Origin of the sequence: Burkholderia pseudomultivorans (assembly GCF_902499075.1) — a bacterium.
Classification (GTDB): Bacteria; Pseudomonadota; Gammaproteobacteria; order Burkholderiales; family Burkholderiaceae; genus Burkholderia; species Burkholderia pseudomultivorans.
Window position 1 is genome coordinate 117,645 of the sequence record NZ_CABVPP010000003.1, and the last position, 19,224, is coordinate 136,868.

Here is a 19,224-nt window from a genome sequence, read left to right on the forward strand (position 1 = left end):
CCGTCAGAACGCGTGATTCAGCGCGACGCGTCCGACGATCTGGTGTCCGTTCGACGATGCGCCGGGCGAGCCCGGCACGAGCGCGCCGTCGAGCGGCGTGCCGGTCGCGCTGCCGTCCACCTGCTGATACGCGATCTGCGTATAGACCGACGTGCGCTTCGACAGCGAGTACTGCGCGATCGCGCCGAGCTGGTTCCAGTGCAGCGACGACTTCGCGCCGGCGCGGTCGAGGCCGCCGCGCGTATACGTGTACATCCCGCCGACCATCAGCGCCGGCGTGATGTCGTACTTCGCGTTGACCTCGAGATTGTCGAACGTGAGCCGCGCGTTCGCGAGGCCGAGATCGCCCGCATACAGCGACGCGTCGGGCCGGCCGACGTTCACGTGCGAATAGACCGCGCCGAGCGTCGCGGGCCCGATCCCGTAGTTCATGCCGATCCCGTAGATCTTCTGGTTGCCGGCGACGAAGCCGGTGTCGTCGGGTGTCAGCGCGCCGCCCGTCGTCGTGCCGGGGTTCGACAGGTTTTCGTAGACGGCGGCGACTGACAGCGTCCGGTACGTGTAGTTCAGGCCGACGCCGAGCATGCGGTTCTGCGTGAAGCCGGCGGCGGCGTTGCTGAGCCCGATCATCACGGTGCCGGACACGCCGGCGATCGTCGGGCTCGTGTATTTCACCGCGTTGTTCGCGTGGAACGACGCATCGGTGTTGTCGTTGTCGAGCGGATGCGAGAACAGGAAGCCGGCCCAGCTGCCGTTCGCGGTCAGCGGCCCGATCGTGTCGGAGACGCTGTCGAACTGGCGGCCGAGCGTCAGCGTGCCGAGACGATCGGACTGCAAACCGACATACGACTGGAAGCCGAACAGGCGGCCGCCGTAGCCGAGCTGGCCGCTTTCGATCGCAAAGCCGCTTTCGAGGTCGAAGATCGCATGCAGTCCGCCGCCGAGATCCTCGTTGCCCTTGATGCCCCAGCGGCTCGTCGACAGATCGCCGCTCGCCATCTGCCACGACGACTTGCCGCCGACGTTGTTCGTGTAGTTGATGCCTTCGTCGAGGACGCCGAACAGCAGCACCGAGCTTTGCGCATGCGCGTTCGCGCAACCGATCAGGAATCCTGCCGACAGGACGAGAGAAGTCTTTTTCATGTGGGATACGGGCTCGCAAGTGAAACAGTCGATGGTCCGGCGCACGGCGTGTGCGGTGCGTGACATTCGATAAGCAGATGGCATGCCATCCGCCCTTTCAAGACCGCAATGCACGGTCGGCGTTCCATTTCATTCGGCGGGCGCGACCGGGCGGCGCTTGATCCCGCGCAAGCGGCGTAGCAATTCGCATCGCGTGTCGCATGGGAAGTCTCAAGTTGAGACGGAAGCGCGCACGAACGCGTGTAGGCCGTGCATGTCGGCCGGTGCGGGCCGAACGGACAAGGGGGAGGCGGGAACGCCGCGCGTCACGCGCGCGCGAACGGATAACCCTGGGTTTCGAGCCACCGGCGCACGAGCGCGGCCTGCGGCGGTGCGAGCGTGGCCAGCACCTGCGCGGCGGGCTGCGCGCGCAGCGCCGCGACGATCGGCGCGAGCGGGATCTCTTGCAGATGCCAGATGCCGAGCGGCTGGTCGGGGCTGGTCACGACGTCGGCCTCGGCGATCGTGTCGCCGTCGATCACGGGTGCGCGCTCGATCGCGAGCGCATCGAAATCGGCCGCGCGGTGCGACGGCACATCGTCGGGCCAGCTGCGGCGCGCATGCCAGAACGGCCGGTCGGGCCACTGCGTTTCGAGCGCGTGGAAGTCGCGGCCGATGCGCGCGAAGCGCGTGAACAGCGCGCCGACGCGGCGCTGGTGAAAGCGCAGCGCCAGCGCGGCGCGATCGGGATGCGCGAGCAGCGTATGGACGACGGCCGGCGCTTGCAGCGCGGACGACAATGACTGGAAGATGCCGTTGCCGGACAGCGGATCGACGGCCATCGCCGCGTCGCCGACGCGCAGCCAGTTCGCGCCGCCCGTGTCGCCGCACAGCGTCGCGCTGCTGGTGCGCGCGAACACGCGTGCATCGTCGGTGGCATGAGCCCCGAAGAAATCTCGCGCGAGCGGCGTGTGGCGCTGCGCCGCGCACCATGCGGGCAACGCGTCGCGCGGCGGCAGCGTCGTGCTCGCGACATCGAGCGTCGCCTGCCAGTAGCAGCGGCCGTCGGGCAGCCGCGCCATCCACGCCCAGCCGTCGGGCAGGCTCTCGACCGCGGACGCCGCGTCGCCCGGCGCGCCTTGCCATGTGTTCAGCAGGCTGAGCGTTTGCGGTCCGCGCGTGGCGTCGCGCGCGAGCGGCGCGAGCCGGCCGCGCGCCTCGACGACGAAGGCCGCGCGCAGCGTATCTGTACCGCCCTGCATGTCGATGCGGATTGCATGCCCGTCGTCGTTCACCTGCACCGCGCGGACGGTCGCTTCCAGGACGGCGACGCCCGCCTCGGCGAGATCGCGGCGCAGCGCCGCATCGAAGCGGCGTCGATCGATCAGGTGTTCGTGGTTGAGCGTGCGCGTGTCGCCGTTCCAGCGCGTGATGCGCGCGCACGGCGGCAGCGCGCAGTCGGCCGCCTGCGCGAGCCCGGCATGGCGAAGCCCTTGCAGCACGCGCGCGGACACGCCTTCGACCGCATCGAAGCGCCGCCATTCGCTGACGACCGTGACCGGGTAGCCGAGCCGCGCGAGACCGAGCGCGGCGGCGGCGCCCGCCGGCCCCGCGCCGAGCACGACGATCGGCGCGCGGCTCATGACGCGCAGCTGCGCCGCTCGACGCCGACGAAGGCGGCGTTCGTGCGCAGGTGTTCGAGCAGCGCGGCGGTATCGGCATCGCGATGCCGCGACAGCCAGCCGGCCGCGTGGCCGCTGAGCGCCGCGCACGCGATACTGGCGCCGGCCGGCGCATGCGACGCGCCGCTCGACACGCGCGCGCCGAAATCGGCCTGCGCACTGTCGAGCCACGACCATTGGCCGGGCGCGCAGCGCGCGTCGCCGGTCACGCGCACGACGCCGGGATAGCTGGCCGGAAATACCGGCATTCCCTGCGCGGGGCTCGATGCGAACACGGCGACGCGCTGCGCAACGGCTTGCGCACATGCGTCGCGCAGCGTGTCGCGGTCGGCGCGCACGCCGAGACTCAGGTTGATGAGGTGCACGTGCCGCGTCAGCAGCCAGCGGATCGCATGCGCGATCTGCGCGGCGCTCGTCACGCCGCGCGCGTCGAAGACTTGCGCGACGAGCAGTCGGGCGTCGGGCGCGGCCGCCGAAATTGTCGTGCAGACCGCGCTGCCGTGGCCAAGCCGGTCGGGTTCGATGGCGCCTGCCTGCAGCGCGCCCGCGTCGTCGAACGAGAAGCGTCGCGCATCGGCCACGCGTGCGCGGAGCGACGACGGATAGCCGCTGTCGACGACGCCGACGCGGATCGTCGAGCGGTCGTCACGCATGCACGGCATCCCGCTGCGCGCGCCTTGCGAGCCGGCCGTCCACCAGCTCGAAATGGAGGTCGACGTCCGCGAGCGTCGATGCGCGATGGCTGATCAGGATGCGCGTGCGGTCGCCGAACAGCATGTCGATCTGCGCGATGACCTGCCGCTCGGTCGCCTCGTCGACGGCCGACGTCGCCTCGTCGAGCACGAGGATCGACGGCGCCTGCAGCAGCGCGCGCGCGATCGCGATGCGCTGCTTCTGGCCGCCCGACAACTGCTGGCCGCGCTCGCCGACCGCACCGTCGAGGCCGCCCGGCAGCGTCGCGACCAGTTCGTCGAGCCGCGCGACGCGCGCGGCCTGCGCGATGTCGTCGCGCGATGCGAGCGGCGCCGCGTAGCGGATATTGTCGGCGAGGCTGCCGCGAAACAGCACGATGTCCTGGCTGACCACCGCGACATGACGGCGCAACGCGTCGAGATCGACGTCGCGCAGGTCGATGCCGCCGATCTGCACGCTGCCGCGCTGCGGATCGTAGAAGCGCTGCAGCAGGTCGATCAGCGTCGATTTGCCGCTGCCCGACAGCCCCGACAGCGCGACCTTGCTGCCGGCCGGCACGCGTGCATCGACACCTTGCAGCACGGGCTGTTCGCGCTGGTCGTGCGCGAACCAGACGTCGACGAATTCGAGGTCGCCGCGCGCGGGCAGGTCGCGCGGCGCGGCCGGCGGCTGCACGGCGACCGGCGCGCGCTGCAGTTCCATCACGCGGCCGAGGCTGACCGTCATCCGCTGCAGCGCGACGTACAGCCCGAGCAGGCTCTTCACCGGGCCGATCGCCATCCCGAGATAGCTCGAGAACGCGATCAGCGAGCCGAGCGGCCAGTCGCCGCGGATCACCCAGTAGCCGCCGACGACGAACGCGCCCGCGCGCGACAGCGACGTCAGCGTGCCGGGCACCGACTGCGTGACGAACTCCGTCACCTGCAGCTTCAGCAGCCGCTGCATGTAGTGCTCGCCGAGCCCGTCGAGCCGTGCCTGTTCCGAGCGCTGCCGCCCGGCGGCCTGGATGAACTTCATCGCGGGGAGCGTCTCGACGAGGAACGACGACACGTCGGCCGCGCCTTCGCGCACCGCGCGCGCGTCGCGCTCGACCTTGCGGCGCATCGTGCGCAGCCACAGGATCTCGAACGGGATCAGCAGCAGCGCGAGCAGCGACAGCTTCCACGACAGCGTGACGAGCAGCACGAGCGTGCCGGCCAGGCCGATCACGTTCGACACCGCGGAGAACAGCGCATCGAGCGCGAAGCGCTGGATCTCGGCGACGTCGCCGTCGAGGCGAGACAGCAGGTCGCCGAGGCGGCGCTGCCCGAAGAACGACGGCGACAGCCGCTGCAGGTGCGCATACACGGCGCTGCGCAGCGAGAACAGCACGCGGCCCGACAGCCGCGTATGCAGGTAGCGGTTGATGCCGCCGAGCAGCGTGCCGACGAATCCGGCGAGCACCATCGCGCACGCGATCGCGACCAGCATCCGGAAGTCCTTGCCGACCAGCCCGCGGTCGATCAGCTCCTTCGTGAGCCACGGCTGCGCGAGCGCGAGCAGCGATGCGCATGCGGACAGCGCGAGCAGGCCCGCGATCGCGAGCCGGTGCGGCCGCACGAAGCCGTACAGCCAGCCGAGCGCGCGCGCAAGCTGCGCGCGATCGTCGGTCTTCACGAAACGCAGCAGGAGTTTCAGCATCGGCGCGGCGGGCGGAGGGCGGACGAAGGCGCGCGCGGCATCATGGCTGTAAACGCTTGAGCCGGCGATACAGCGTCGCGCGGCTGATGCCGAGCGTCTGCGCGGCGGCTGCGACGTTGCCGCCGTGGCGCGCGAGCGATTCGCGGATCAGCTCGTCCTCGTGGCGGCGGATCAGTCCCGACGAGCCGTTTGGCGGCGGACACACGCCGTCGATGAAGCCGTCGCACAGATGATCGAGGCCGAGCACGTGCTCGTGATCGGCGCGCACGGCGAGCGCGGTGCGCAGCACCATTTCGAGCTGGCGGATGTTGCCGGGCCAGCGGTGCTGGCGGAACACGTCGGCGAGTTCGGCGCTGATGCCCACCTGCGGCGCGCCGAGCCGTGCGAGCAGCGCGGCGACGATCAGGTCGATGTCGTCGCGTTCGCGCAGCGCGGGCAGCAGCACGTTCACGCCGTGCACGCGGTAGTAGAGATCCTCGCGGAAGGTCTTGTCGTGCACCATCGTCTGCAGGTCGCGGTGCGTCGCGCAGATCACCGCGATGTCGACGGCCTGCTCGTCGCCCGCGCCGAGCGGCGCGACCTTGCGCTCCTGCAGCACGCGCAGCAGCCGCGCCTGCAGTTGCAGCGGCATGTCGCCGATCTCGTCGAGAAACAGCGTGCCGCCGTGCGCCTGCATCAGCCGGCCCGTCATGCCGCCCTTGCGCGCGCCGGTGAATGCGCCGTCGCGATAGCCGAACAGCTCGGACTCGATCAGTCCTTCGGGAATCGACGCGCAGTTCACCGCGACGAACGGCTTGCCGGCCCGCACGCTCGCGTCGTGCAGTGCGCGCGCGACGACTTCCTTGCCGGTGCCGGTCTCGCCCTGCACGAGCACGGGCAGCCCGTTGTTGAGGCCTTGCCGCGCCATCGTCAGCGCACGCAGCAGGCGCGGTTGGCGGCCCGCCAGCGCGGCGAGCGCGGTCGCGCCCGCATCGCTGCGCGCGTCGGCCGCCGGCGTCGACGTCCCGGCGCGCAGCGCCGGCACGCGCGTCGCGCGCGGCATGCGCAGCGCCTTGCAGTGGAACGCGGCGTCGACGCCTTCGATGCGCAGCATCCCGCCTTGCTCGGCGAACGCGATGAACGACGGCAGGCGCGCGGGCGACGCGTTTTCGCAGCGGCGGCCGATCAGCGTGTCGCGCGCGATGCCGAGCAGTTCGCACGCATGCGCGCTGGCCGCGACGATGCGGCCGTCTTCCGCGACCGCGAGCACGCCGCTCCAGCTCGATTCGAGATAGGTGCGGCGCGGATGGAAGCGCAGCACGACGTGCTCGGGGAAATACGCGTCGAACAGCCGCGTCTCGATATGGGTGGCCGCCGCGCTCATCAGCATCGACATGCCGTCGAGCGTGAGCGGCAGTTCGCCTTCGCGCGTCAGGTCGAGCACGCCGATCGTGTTGCCGTGCGGGTCGCGCAGCGGCTGCGAGCGGCACGAGAAGCGGCTCAGCCGGCCGAGAAAATGTTCGCCGCTGTCGATCGCGACCGGGCGGCCTTCGACGAGCGCGGTGCCGAGCGCGTTGGTGCCGCGCAGCGATTCGCACCAGCTCGCGCCGGCGCGGATGTCGCCGATGCCCATCGCGGCGAGGTGGCTCGCGTCGCCTTCGACCGACAGGATCGTTGCGCGCGCATCGGCCAGCAGGATCATCCCGTCGCGTCCGCAGCGCTCGGCGAGGAAGTCGAGTTCCGGCGCGGCTGCGTCGAGCAGCAGGCGGTTCGCGTCGCGCAGTTCGTCGAGATTGCAGAATTCATGCAGGTTCAGCCGCGCGTCGTCGTCCCAGCGCACGCCGTGGTCGAGGCTGCGCCGCCATGACTGGTCGATTTCGATGCGCAGGTAGCCTTGCGGAAGCACGCCGTCCGAACGCAGCCGTTCGCGAATCAGGCGGGCCGCTTGCAGCCGGTCCGGAACTCGTTGGCCGGAAGGGAAGTAGTCTTGCACGTCGCCCCTCCTCAGGAGATTGTCGGGCCGTCCGATCCGGCGCGGCCGCACGCAAAAAGGCCCGCCGAGTCTGGCATAAGCCCGGGCATAAATCCATCCGGTCAAAAACCTAAGACCCAGGCGGGACGCGGCGGCGCGGGCGATTCGCGGGCGCGCGCGCAGCGGCTGAGGAGAGGGGGCGACGTGCATGGCGATGGGCGGGGCGGACGTCCTCGAACGGCTTGGGTTCGCGTGGCGCGCCGGCGGGCCGTTCGCGCCCCCGTCGGCGACCCGTTTCCCGCCGAGGGGCGGACCACGGGCGGGGGCGCGGCCGCGCGCTGCGGCTATACGTTCATCAGCACCGATTTCAGCTCCGTGTAGTGCTCGATCGCGGCCGCGCCCATTTCGCGGCCGAAGCCCGACATCCGGTAGCCGCCGAACGGCAGCGCCGGATCGAGCGCGCTGTGGCAGTTGACCCACACCGAACCGGAGCGGATCTTCGGAATCATCCGGTGCGCGGCCGACAGGTTGTTGGTCCAGATGCTCGCGCCGAGCCCGTAGCGCGTGTCGTTCGCGAGCCGGATCGCGTCGTCGATCGTGTCGAACGGCATCGCGACGAGCACCGGGCCGAAGATCTCCTCCTGCACGAGCGGGCCTTTCTGGTCGACGTCGACGAGCACGGTCGGCTTCACGAAGTAGCCGGGCCCGTACGCTTCGCCGCCGCACGCGAGCTGCGCGCCGAGTGCGCGGCCGCGCTCGATGTAGCCGGCCACGCGCTGCTGCTGCTTCAGCGAGATCAGCGGGCCCATGTCGACGCTCGGGTCGAGCGCGTTGCCGAGCTTCATGTTGCTCGCGATATTCGCGACGTCGCCGACCACGCGGTCGAAGTGCTTGCGCTGCACGTACAGGCGCGAGCCTGCGCAGCACACCTGGCCGTGATTGAAGAAGATCGCGGTGGCCGCGCCGGCCGCCGCGACGGCCGGGTCGGCATCGTCGAACACGATGGTCGGCGACTTGCCGCCGAGTTCGAGCGTCACGCGCGTCATCGATTCCATTGCGGCCTTGCCGATCAGCTTGCCGACCTCGGTCGAGCCCGTGAAGGTCAGCTTGTCGACGTCCGGATGCTGCGCGAGCGCGGCGCCCGCGTCGACGCCGGTGCCGGTCACGACGTTGAACACGCCGGCCGGATAGCCGGCTTCCTGCACGAGCTCGGCGAGCCGCAGCGCGGTGAGCGGCGTTTCGTCGGCGGGCTTCAGCACCATCGTGCAGCCGGTCGCGAGCGCGGGGCCGAGCTTCCAGCACGCGAGCAGCAGCGGGAAATTCCACGCGACGATCGCGCCGACCACGCCGACCGCCTCGCGCCGGATGAAGCCGTGGAACTGGCTGTCGGGCATCAGCGGCATCGACACGTCGACGGTCGAGCCTTCGATCTTGGTCGCCCAGCCGGCCATGTAGCGCAGGAAATCGATCGACAGCTGCACGTCCATCACGCGTGCGATCTGTGCGCTCTTGCCGTTGTTCACGCATTCGAGCTCGGCGAGCTGCTGCGCGTCGCGTTCGACGAGATCGGCGAGGCGCCACAGCAGGTTCTGCCGTTCGCGCGGCCGCATGCGGCTCCACGCGGAATCGTCGAACGCCTGGCGGGCGGCGCGCACCGCGCGATCGACGTCGGCGGCGCCGGATGCCGGCACGCGGCACAGCTCGTCGCCGGTCGCGGGATTGCGGACCGCCAGCGTCGCACCGCTTTCGGCGCCGAGCCACGCGTCGCCGATCAGCATCGACGGCGCGCGCGCGATGAACGTGTGGGTTTGCGGAAGTAAGGACAACGTTGCCTGCATGGAAGCTCCTCGCTCATCGGGGTTCGGGTGCAGAGCCGCGAAGCAGCTTCCATACCAAGCGCCGCGCGCGCGTGCAGAGACGCGGCGGGCAAGCCATGCGCGGCGGGGCGGCCGGCGCGATGCGCACACCACGACGCGACGCGGCGGGTTCGCGCCGCGCCGGGCGCGCGTTGTCTCATTTTGAGAATCGGCGTGCAACGTGAGACGCGACATGCGGCGCATGCGTCGTGCGAAACCGCTGCAATGGCGCGCGAATGCCGGTTTGGCGCGCCGGTTTGAATCGGGATTTTCCCGAGCGTTCGCCGGCGAAAACGCGTGTTTTCCTTGTGGCGAACTCGACGCCGGCAATTGGCACGGCCTGTGCTTGAAGAGCATCCGACAAGCGCCGCAGCGCTGGATGCCGGACGAATCGAGACCCCACGTAAAGGAGCAGAGCCTTGTTCAAGACTTTCATTCGACGCAGCAGGCCGCGCCGCGCGGCCGTGGCCGCCGCGGCCGCCGGCGCGCTTGCGCTGGCCTCGGGCGCGGCGCACGCGCAGGCCCAGGCGCCGCGCGATGCCCACGCGATCCTGAGCCAGACCTGCGCCGCCTGTCACGCGGCCGAGTCGAAGGATTCGTGGAGCCGCATCAGTCACCAGCGCAAGACGCCGGAAGGCTGGCTGATGACGATTGCGCGCATGCAGACGATGCACGGCCTGACGATCAGCGACGACGAGCGGCGCATCCTCGTCAAGTACCTGTCGGATACGCAGGGTCTTGCGCCGTCGGAGACGAAGGACTTCCGCTATGCGCCGGAGCGCCGGCTGAACACGCAGGAGACGGCCGGCAACGACGAGTTCAGGCAGATGTGCGCGCGCTGCCACTCGGCCGCGCGTCCGCTGCTGCAGCGCCGCCCGGTCGCGGAATGGGACCGGCTCGTGAATTTTCACCTCGGGCAATGGCCGTCGATCGAGTATTCGGCGATGGGCCGCGACCGCGACTGGCTGAAGATCGCGCTGACCGAGATGGCGCCGATGCTCGCGAAGGACTACCCGTACGACAGCCGCGCGTGGACCGACTGGAAGCAGCATCATCCGCCCGCGACCGCGCTCGCCGGCACGTGGAGCTTCGGCGGCCACATGCCCGGCAAGGGCGACGCGTACGGCACGATGACCGTGAAGGGCGGCGCGGGCGACCGCTTCGACGTCGAGCTGAAGGGGCGCTTCGCGGACGGCAGCCCGCTCGAAGGCACCGGCACCGCGACGCTCTACACGGGCTACGAATGGCGCGCGAGCGTGAAGGTCGGCGATACGACGATGCGGCAGGTGCTGATGGCGACCGACGGCGAGATGCGCGGCCGGATGTTCGACGATGCGCATGACGAGCGCGGCCTCGACTTCAGCGCGGCGAAGCTCGGCAAGCCGCACATCGTCGCGGTGCAGCCCGCTTACGTGAAGGCGGGCACCGAGACCGACGTGACGATCGTCGGCACGAACCTGCAGGGCGCGCCGGCGTTCGGCCCCGGCGTGACCGTCGCATCGGTGCTCGAACGCACGCCCGGCTATCTGCGGGTGCGCGTGAAGGCGGCCGACGGCAGCGCGGCCGGTCCGCGCAGCGTGAGCGTCGGCGCCGCGCGTGCGGACGGCTTCGCGGTCTATCGCGAGATTCGCGACGTGAAGGTCGAACCGGACTTCGCGGTCGCGCGCATCGGCGGCAACGGCGGCGCGACGCCGAAGGTCGAGGGCCGTTTCGACGCGGTCGCATGGGGCGTCGACGGCGCCGGCAAGCCGTTTCGTATCGGCGTGGTGCCCGCGCAATGGTCGGTCGCGCCGTTCGACGACCAGGCGAAGGGCGATCGCGACACGCAGTTCGCGGGCGTGATGCAGGCATCGACGGGGATCTTCACGCCGGGTGACGCGGGGCCGAATCCCGCGCGCCGGATGGGCACCAACAACACGGGCAACCTGAACGTCGTCGCGACGGTGACCGACGGAGCGCGCACGGTGACGGGCACCGGGCGCATGATCGTCGCGGTGCAGCGCTGGAACAATCCGCCGCTGCCCTGAGCGACCCCGCATCCGCTGGCGCCGGGCCGCGACGCGGCCCGGTCCGAATCGACGAACGCAAGGAGAATCCGATGAGCGCCCTGCTGAACGTGGTCGAACGCAACGTGCATGAAGTACGGGTCGACGACGAGCGCCTGATGTTCCATGTGCCGAGCAGCTCGCTGTTCGCGGCCGATCGCGTGACGGCCGACATCCTCGACGCATTGCGTGCGAGCAGCTGCACGGCCGACGAGCTGTTCGCGCGGCTCGGCGGTCGCTCGCCGCGCGGCGAACTTGCCGAAACGCTCGGCGAGCTGATGGCCCTCGAGGTCGTCAGCGACGGCTCGCCGCTCACGCCCGAGATCGCGGTGAAGCGCGTCGAGCGCACCGCGATCGATACGGTCGTGCTGAACGTGAACACCGGCTGCAACCTGAGCTGCACGTATTGCTACAAGGAAGACCTCGACACGCCGTCCGCCGGGCGGCGGATGGACCTCGACACCGCGAAGGCGTCGGTCGAGATGCTGCTGAAGGAGTCGCCGGACCTGCCGCGCTATACGGTCGTGTTCTTCGGCGGCGAACCGCTCAGCAACCGCAAGCTGATCGAGGCGATGGTCGAGTACTGCGAGCTGCGGTTCGGCGCACTCGGCAAGCAGGTCGAGTTCGTGATGACGACCAACGCGACGCTGCTGACCGAGGAGATCGTCGACTGGCTCGACGCGCATCGCTTCGGGCTGTCGGTCAGCATCGACGGGCCGCGCTCGATCCACGACCTGAACCGCCGCACGGTCGGCGGCGCGGGCACCTACGACGTCGTGCGGCGCAAGGTCGACATGCTGCTCGGGCGCTATCGCAGCCGGCCGGTCGGCGCACGCGTGACGCTAACGAGCGGCGTGACCGACATCGAAGGAATCTGGGATCACCTGTTCAACGAACTTGGCTTCGCGGAAGTCGGCTTCGCGCCCGTCACGTCGGGGCAGCTCGACACGTTCAACCTGCAGCCCGACGCGCTCGCGCAGGTGTTCGCGAACATGAAGGCGCTCGGCCGCCGCTATCTCGCCGCCGCGCTAGAGAACCGCAATATCGGCTTCTCGAACCTGCACCAGCTGATCACCGATCTGCACGAAGGGCACAAGAAATCGCTGCCGTGCGGCGCAGGGCTCAAGATGCTCGCGGTCGACCACAAGGGCGACCTGAACCTGTGCCACCGCTTCACGGGCTCGACGCTGCCGACCTTCGGCAACGTGCGCGACGGCGTCGCGCAGGCGCAGCTCAACGACTTCCTGTCGCAGCGCCTCGAGCGCAGCGGCACCGGCTGCGAGACCTGCCGGATCCGCAACCTGTGCTCGGGCGGCTGCTATCACGAGAGCTATGCACGCTACGGCGACCCGGCGCATCCGACCTATCACTACTGCGAGCTGATGCGCGACTGGATCGATTTCGGCATCGAGGTCTACAGCCGGATCGTCGCCGGCAATCCGGCGTTCATCGACACTTACCTCATTCCGCGGAAGGCGAACTGACCATGAAACATCTGAAGCCGCTCAACAACAAGGCGAGAAAGCTCGAGGAAGCCGCGCAGCAGGACCGGCTCGAGGAAGTCGTCGCGATGACGTCGGTCGCGGGCTGCACGTCGACCACCGACCCCGGCTGGGAGACCGACGTGTTCGGCGGCGTCGCGTCGCTGTGCCAGCCGATGGAAGCCGACCTGTACGGCTGCTCCGACCCGTGCTGGTGGCCCGCGCAGGTGCCCGACATGATGAGCACCTATCCCGACTGGAACAAGCACGCGGCCGATTCCGGCACCGACTGGCGCCAGCTCGGCAGCGTGTTCCCCAAAGACAAGTGATCCACCCGGCTCCGACCAAGGATTCTCCATGCGATTCACGACACCCCTGAGCCGGGCGCTGCTCGCCGCGGCGCTCGCATCGGCCGCGACGCTGTCGGCCGCCGCCGACGGCCCGCTGCAGGCCGGACGCGAATACCTCGCCGTCACGAACTATCCGAACAACCTGACGGTGATCGACGCGGGCACCGACAGCGTCGTCAAGACCTGCACGCTGCCCGACGCGTTCGGGCCCGGCACGATCCAGATCAGCCCCGACCGCACGCGCGCGTACGTGCTGAACAATCACTACGGCGACCTGTACGGCGTCGATCTCGATTCGTGCAAGACCGTGTTCCATGCGGAGCTTGCCGAGGCGGGCAACGAACGTGCGCGCGCGATGTTCTCGATCGCGGTAAGCCCCGACGGCAAGGAGATCTACAGCGTCGTCAACCCGACCAGGCTGAACCGCGACAGCTACGAGGTGCAGTCGCCGCGCCTGCAGGTGTACCGGACCGACGGCGGGCTCGATGCGAAACCGGTGCGCACGTTCGCGGCGCCGCGCCAGACGACGATGCTGCAGGCCGCCGACGACGGCTCGCTGTTCATCGTCGGCGCGGACATCTACCGGATGAACGCGCAGACGGGCAAGTACGACGTCGCGGTGCCGCTGCGCAACTGGAAGCGGCCGCTGTACGGGCAGCCCGACGTGCTGTACGTGTGGCCGCAGCAGCGTCCGCAGCATACGTTCAACCTGCTCTACACGGCCGACCGCTTCAAGGACGACAGGAAGGATCCGGCCTCCGCCCAGACGATGTACGGCTACGTCGACATCGACCTGAAGTCGGGCAACGCGACGGTGAAGGATTTCGCGCCGGTGACCGAGGTGTATTTTACGGGCGGGCTGTCGCCGAAGGATCCGAACCTGATGTACGGCGTGCTGAACCGGCTGACGAAATACGACGTGAAGCACGAGAAGCTGATCGAGGCCGCGCCGCTCGATCACTCGTACTACTGCCTGTCGTTCAACCGCGCGGGCAGCAAGCTCTATCTGGCCGGCACGTTCAACACCGTCGCCGTGTACGACGCCGATACGCTGAAGAAGCTGAAGGACATCCGCGTGCCGGGCGGCGACATGGCGATCACGACCGCGCAGATGTTCACGCGATGATGCACGCACGGCGCAACCGAACAGGAGACCTTGCATGACTACCGTCATCGCAGACGGCGCGCCGCACGACGGACTGTCGATCGTGCGCGGCCGCACCGACGTGCCGCTGTCGGACGCGACCGTTGCCGCGCTGCTGCGCGATACCGCGTCGCGCTTTCCGGCGCGGCCGGCTGTCGTGTTTCGCGAGCAGCAGGTGCGATGGACCTGGCGCGAGTTCGCGCACGAGGTCGACGTGCTCGCAGCGGGGCTCGCCGCGCTCGGCATCGCGAAGGGCGACCGCGTCGGCATCTGGTCGCCGAACCGCAGCGAGTGGCTGCTCACGCAGTTCGCGACCGCGCGCATCGGCGCGATCCTCGTCAACATCAATCCCGCCTACCGGCTCGCGGAACTCGAATACGCGCTGAACAAGGTCGGCTGCCGCGCGCTGATCGCGGCCGAGCAGTTCAAGTCGTCGGCGTACCTGGAGATGCTGCAGGCGCTCGCGCCGGAACTCGCGCATAGCGCGCCCGGCGAGCTGCGCGCGGCGCGGCTGCCCGAGCTGCGCATCGTGATCCGGATGGGCGACGGTAACACGCCGGGCATGCTGCGCTATCCGGACGTCGTCGCGCAGGGTCGCGACACGCTCGACCTCGCGCGGCTCGATGCGCTCGGCGCGACGCTCGCGTCGACCGATCCGATCAACATCCAGTTCACGAGCGGCACGACCGGCAGCCCGAAGGGCGCGACGCTTACGCATCGCAACGTCGTCAACAACGCACGCTTCATCGCGATGGCGATGCGTTTCAGCGAGCAGGACGCGCTGTGCATTCCGGTGCCGCTGTATCACTGCTTCGGCATGGTGCTGGCCGTGCTCGCGTGCGTGTCGAAGGGCGCGGCGATGGTGTTTCCGGGCGAGGCGTTCGACCCGGTCGCGACGCTCGCGGCGGTGTCGGAGGAGCGCTGCACCGCGCTGCACGGCGTGCCGACGATGTTCATCGCGGAACTCGATCATCCGGAGTTCGCGAAGTTCGACCTGTCGACGCTGCGCACCGGGATCATGGCCGGCTCGCCGTGTCCGATCGAGACGATGAAGCGCGTCGTGTCGCAGATGCATCTGTCGGAGATCACGATCGCGTACGGGATGACCGAGACGAGCCCCGTGTCGTTCCAGAGCTCGACCGACGATCCGCTGGAGAAGCGCACGACGACGGTCGGGCGCGTGCAGCCTCATCTCGACGTGAAAATTGTCGATCCGGAAGGGAATATCGTGCCGATCGGCGCGACCGGCGAGCTGTGCACGAAGGGCTATTCGGTGATGCTCGGCTACTGGGACGACGAGGCGAAGACGCGCGAGACGATCGTCGACGGCTGGATGCACACCGGCGATCTCGCGACGCTCGACGCGGACGGCTACTGCAATATCGTCGGCCGGCTGAAGGACATGGTGATTCGCGGCGGCGAGAACATCTATCCGCGCGAGATCGAGGAATTCCTGTTCCGGCATCCGAAGATCCAGAGCGTGCAGGTGTTCGGCGTGCCCGATCCGAAATACGGCGAGGAGCTGTGCGCGTGGATCGTGCTGCGCGCGGACGAACAGATGACCGAGGACGACGTGCGCGCGTTCTGTCACGGACAGATCGCGCACTACAAGATTCCGAAATACGTGTGCTTCGTCGACGAGCTGCCGATGACGGTGACGGGCAAGGTGCAGAAGTTCGTGATGCGTCAGAAGATGATCGAAGCGCGCGGACTGAAGGCTGCCGATACCGCATAGCTCGGCTGCGGCGGCCCGATGCCGCCGCGCCGCCCTCCGCCGGGGCGGCCGAAATCTCGTTCCGCCGTTTATCGACCGGTTCGAAGCGCCGACCGCCGCCGCCGGCGGTTTTCCCTGCCGCCCCGTCCACCCGGGGTAAAATGCGCGCCGCGCCGCGATGTCGCGCGCGACGGACAGTCGGCCGTTCCCCGGAACGGCGCGCACTGCGCGCGTCGCCTGCCGCGCCGCGGCGTCTGAAGCGTCCCCCGCATGCAACGGCCGCGCGAGGCAGCCGGCCGCACGATATACGCACCGGCGACCGGCCCGCTGACGGGCCGCGCCGTTGCCGGCGCATCGCCCGAATCCGGTGTTCCCTCTTGCGATTCCCTGCTCGACCGGCGCGCATGCGGTTTTGTCTTCAGGCGAATGGCGCGCGTATGCGTGCGTGACCCTGCGCCACGAGAGCGGCGTCAGGGCGGCGACAGGACAGCGTATCGCGCGGCGCTTTGCGGCTTCGTAACGGGCTTCGGGTTTCGACAGGGTTGAGTGGCGAGTTTTCCATCCAGAACAATGACGGTGAATAGAACAACAGCGTCGGCCGCACGGCGGCGGCGCGCGAATGTCGGGCTCGGCGTCGGTCTCGGCATCACGCTTTTCGCGGCGCAGGCCGCCGCGGCACCCGGCGATGCGCCGGCGCCGGACGCCGATGCGACGGCCGGCGCGACGCTGCCGACCATCACGGTCAGCGGCGAGCGCGGCAGCACCTATCGCGCGCGCGACGCATCGGTGGCCGGTCTCGACGACGCGCCGCTGCGCGACACGCCCGCCTCGGTGAGCGTCGTCACGCGCGCGCAGCTCGACGACCAGCAGGCGAAGCGGCTGAGCGACGTGGTGCGCAACGACGCGTCGGTCGTCAACGACTATGCGCCGGTCGGCTACTACGAAGGCTTCGCGATCCGCGGTTTCCCGGTCGACCTCGCGAGCGCGATCCGCATCGACGGGCTGACGGTGTCCGGCGAGCAGAACGTGCCGCTCGAGAACAAGGAGCGCGTCGAGATCCTGAAAGGCCTCGCGGGCATCGACAGCGGCGTGGTCGCACCGGGCGGCGTGATCGACTTCGTGACCAAGCGCTCCGCGAACGTCGCGAGCGTGACGACGGGCGTCGACAGCCGCGGCTCGACGTCGGCGGCGGTGGATCTCGGACGCCGCTTCGGCCCCGACAATCAGTTCGGCTTCCGGATCAACGCCGCGAAGGAGAACATGCACTCGTATATCGACGGCACGAACGGACGGCGCACGTTCGGCTCGATCGCCGCCGACTGGGACATCAACCCGCGCGCGAGCCTGCAGCTCAACGCCGAATTCCAGCAGTGGATCCAGCGTTCCGCGCCCGGCTATCAACTGCTGGGCGGCACCGTCGTGCCGTCGGTCAACACGACGTCGAAGGCGCTCGGCACGCAGCCGTGGGCGAAGCCCGTCACCACCGACGCGCTGAACCTGAACGCACGCTTCGACTACCAGTTCAGCGACAACTGGCGCGCATACATTGCTGCGGGCCGCAGCCGCACGATGATCGACGACAACAGCGCGTTTCCGTACGGCTGCGCGTACGCGGCCAGCTGCGCGGCCGGCGCGACGTCGCCGTTCTTCTTCGGCGCGAACGGCGACTACGACGTGTACGACTTCCGCAGCCCCGGCGAGTATCGTCGCAACGACGACCTGCGCGCGGTGACGACCGGCAAGTTCACGACCGGGCCGCTGCGGCACGAGTTGACGCTGGGCCTGAGCGTGCAGCGTCGCGTCGTGCACATGGCGGATGCGGTGTACGACTACGTCGGCAGCGAGAACATCTACGGTCCCGATGTCGCGTTTCCGCCGTCGCCGAACGTGGCGGGGCCGTCGTATCCGCAGCTCGATGCGTGGCAGTACGGCGTGTTCGGGCTCGACCGCATCAGCCTCGGCGAACACTGGCAGGTGCTCGCGGGCGGCAAGGAAGTGCTGCTGCGCCAGCGCAGCTGGGACAGCCTCGACGGTCCGGCCACGCATACCGACCGCTCGGTGTTCCTGCCGCAGGTCGCGCTCGTCTACAAGCCGGTGACCGCGTTGTCGCTGTACGCGTCGTACAGCAAGGCGCTGTCGCTCGGCGACCAGGCGCCGGTGCGCGCGACCAACGCATATGCGTTCCTGCCGCCGGTCGAATCGCATCAGGTCGAACTCGGCGCGAAGTACGACTGGCTCGACCGGCTGAGCCTCACGGCCGCCGTGTTCTCGATCAGCAAGCCGTTCCAGTTCGCCGATCCGGACGCGTCGGGCACCAGCTATACGTTCGTGCAGCGCGGCACGCAGCGGCACCAGGGGATCGAGCTCGGCGCGGCTGGCCGGCTCACGCAGCGGCTGTCGCTGACGGCCAGCGTCGCGGCGATCCGCGCCCGCGCGTACGATTCGGGCTCGCCCGCGTACGAAGGGCACCAGATCATCAACGTGCCCGCGCTGCGCGCGTCGCTGTACGCGGATTACGCGGTGCCGCAGGTCGCGGGCCTGAACCTGCTCGGCGGCGTCGAGTACAGCGCGGCCCGCAACGCGAACGAGGAGGGCACCGCGCGCGTGCCGTCGTGGTTCGTGTTCAATCTCGGCGCGCGCTACACGACGAAGATCGCGGGCCATCGCACGGTGCTGCGCGTGTCGGTGGACAATCTGTTCAACAAGTTCTACTGGCGCGACGCGGGCGAGCAGCAGGGCGACGCGTACCTGTTCCCGGGCGCGCCGCGCACGGCTCGCGTATCGTTGACCTATGATTTCTGACCGGCCGGCGCCGGCCGCGTGAGCGGCGGCCCGTCGGCACCACTGGAGAGCACGGACGATGTCCCCACTCGAAATCGCCGGCGTGATCGTCAGCGCGCTCGCGATCTGGCTGACCGCGAAGCGGCGCATGCTGTGCTGGCCGGTCGGCCTCGCGTCGGTCGCGCTGTACGGCTGGATCTTCTTCGACGCGAAGCTGTACTCGGACATGCTGCTGCAGGGCGCGTTCGCGGTGCTGCAGGTGTACGGCTGGCAGCGCTGGCTCGCGCAGCGCGCGAGCGAGGCCGGCGGCAGTGCGGCGGCGCCGGCCGGCGACGTGGCGCCCGTGACCGGCGTGCGGCCGCGGCAGATGCTGCCCGACCTGATCGCGGCTGTCGTCGGCAGTGCGCTGCTGGGCGGGATGATGGCGCGCTGGACCGACGCGGCGCTGCCGTTCGTCGACGCGTCGCTGACCGCATTCAGCCTCGTCGCGCAGTACTGGACCGCGCGGCGCTATATCGCGTCGTGGGGGCTGTGGATCGTCGTGAACGTCGTGTACGTCGGGATGTTCGTATTCAAGGCACTGTATCTGACGGCCGGGCTCTATGCGCTGTTCATCGGGCTGGCGGTGGTCGGCTGGCGCGACTGGAGCCGGACCGCCGACGCGCTGCGCGCGGCGGGCAGGTCCACGCTTGCGGCGGGCGACGGCGCGCGCTGAGCCCGCTCGG

14 protein-coding genes are annotated in these 19,224 nt (G+C 69.5%); 7 read left to right on the forward strand and 7 right to left on the reverse strand.

All coding sequences use genetic code 11. The features are described 5' to 3' along the window. Nucleotides 1-3 precede the first annotated feature (3 nt). The 7 genes from BST28156_RS04065 to BST28156_RS04095 form a co-directional block, all read right to left on the reverse strand. A complete protein-coding gene (locus BST28156_RS04065) occupies nucleotides 4-1,143 on the reverse strand; it encodes a porin (protein ID WP_174901560.1) in 1,140 nt (379 codons plus the stop codon). Between the two features lie 305 nt (nucleotides 1,144-1,448). Further along, nucleotides 1,449-2,765, reverse strand: coding sequence for a flavin-dependent monooxygenase QhpG (gene qhpG / locus BST28156_RS04070; RefSeq protein WP_174901561.1), 1,317 nt, complete (start codon nucleotides 2,763-2,765; stop codon nucleotides 1,449-1,451). Continuing rightward, nucleotides 2,762-3,457 carry a subtilisin-like serine protease QhpE gene (gene qhpE, locus BST28156_RS04075; RefSeq protein WP_174901562.1) on the reverse strand — a complete coding sequence of 232 codons (696 nt, stop codon included), beginning with the start codon at nucleotides 3,455-3,457 and terminating at the stop codon, nucleotides 2,762-2,764. The genes qhpG and qhpE overlap by 4 nt, the downstream gene beginning before the upstream one ends. Beyond that, nucleotides 3,450-5,177: an ABC transporter ATP-binding protein gene (locus tag BST28156_RS04080; protein WP_174901563.1), complete on the reverse strand. Its 1,728-nt coding sequence runs from the start codon at nucleotides 5,175-5,177 to the stop codon at nucleotides 3,450-3,452. The genes qhpE and BST28156_RS04080 overlap by 8 nt, the downstream gene beginning before the upstream one ends. A 40-nt stretch (nucleotides 5,178-5,217) precedes the next feature. Beyond that, nucleotides 5,218-7,149 carry a sigma-54-dependent Fis family transcriptional regulator gene (locus BST28156_RS04085; RefSeq protein WP_174901564.1) on the reverse strand — a complete coding sequence of 644 codons (1,932 nt, stop codon included), beginning with the start codon at nucleotides 7,147-7,149 and terminating at the stop codon, nucleotides 5,218-5,220. Between the two features lie 323 nt (nucleotides 7,150-7,472). Next, complete coding sequence (locus BST28156_RS04090) at nucleotides 7,473-8,966, reverse strand: aldehyde dehydrogenase family protein (protein ID WP_174901565.1); 1,494 nt, start codon at nucleotides 8,964-8,966, stop codon at nucleotides 7,473-7,475. A gap of 175 nt (nucleotides 8,967-9,141) precedes the next feature. Next, the gene (locus tag BST28156_RS04095; protein WP_174901566.1) at nucleotides 9,142-9,411 is read right to left on the reverse strand and encodes a hypothetical protein; all 270 of its coding nucleotides are present in this window, start codon (nucleotides 9,409-9,411) and stop codon (nucleotides 9,142-9,144) included. Between BST28156_RS04095 and peaA the strand changes: the two genes are divergently transcribed. From peaA to pnuC, 7 genes are all read left to right on the forward strand, one after another. Continuing rightward, entirely contained in the window at nucleotides 9,404-11,011 is a 1,608-nt protein-coding gene (gene peaA, locus BST28156_RS04100) for a quinohemoprotein amine dehydrogenase subunit alpha (RefSeq protein ID WP_174901567.1), read from the forward strand. The two genes, BST28156_RS04095 and peaA, sit on opposite strands and share 8 nt — an antisense overlap. Nucleotides 11,012-11,082: 71 nt before the next feature. Then, the gene (gene peaB, locus BST28156_RS04105; RefSeq protein WP_174901568.1) at nucleotides 11,083-12,513 is read left to right on the forward strand and encodes a quinohemoprotein amine dehydrogenase maturation protein; all 1,431 of its coding nucleotides are present in this window, start codon (nucleotides 11,083-11,085) and stop codon (nucleotides 12,511-12,513) included. A gap of 2 nt (nucleotides 12,514-12,515) precedes the next feature. After that, nucleotides 12,516-12,839: a quinohemoprotein amine dehydrogenase subunit gamma gene (qhpC, locus tag BST28156_RS04110; protein ID WP_009689614.1), complete on the forward strand. Its 324-nt coding sequence runs from the start codon at nucleotides 12,516-12,518 to the stop codon at nucleotides 12,837-12,839. 28 nt (nucleotides 12,840-12,867) lie between these two features. Beyond that, the gene (gene peaD, locus BST28156_RS04115) at nucleotides 12,868-13,986 is read left to right on the forward strand and encodes a quinohemoprotein amine dehydrogenase subunit beta (protein ID WP_174901569.1); all 1,119 of its coding nucleotides are present in this window, start codon (nucleotides 12,868-12,870) and stop codon (nucleotides 13,984-13,986) included. 34 nt (nucleotides 13,987-14,020) lie between these two features. After that, nucleotides 14,021-15,739, forward strand: a complete 1,719-nt coding sequence (locus tag BST28156_RS04120; RefSeq protein ID WP_174901570.1) for an AMP-binding protein — start codon at nucleotides 14,021-14,023, stop codon at nucleotides 15,737-15,739. Between the two features lie 549 nt (nucleotides 15,740-16,288). Further along, nucleotides 16,289-18,520: a TonB-dependent siderophore receptor gene (locus BST28156_RS04125; RefSeq protein WP_174901571.1), complete on the forward strand. Its 2,232-nt coding sequence runs from the start codon at nucleotides 16,289-16,291 to the stop codon at nucleotides 18,518-18,520. A 58-nt stretch (nucleotides 18,521-18,578) separates the two neighbouring features. Further along, nucleotides 18,579-19,214: a nicotinamide riboside transporter PnuC gene (pnuC, locus tag BST28156_RS04130; RefSeq protein WP_174901572.1), complete on the forward strand. Its 636-nt coding sequence runs from the start codon at nucleotides 18,579-18,581 to the stop codon at nucleotides 19,212-19,214. Nucleotides 19,215-19,224 lie beyond the last annotated feature (10 nt).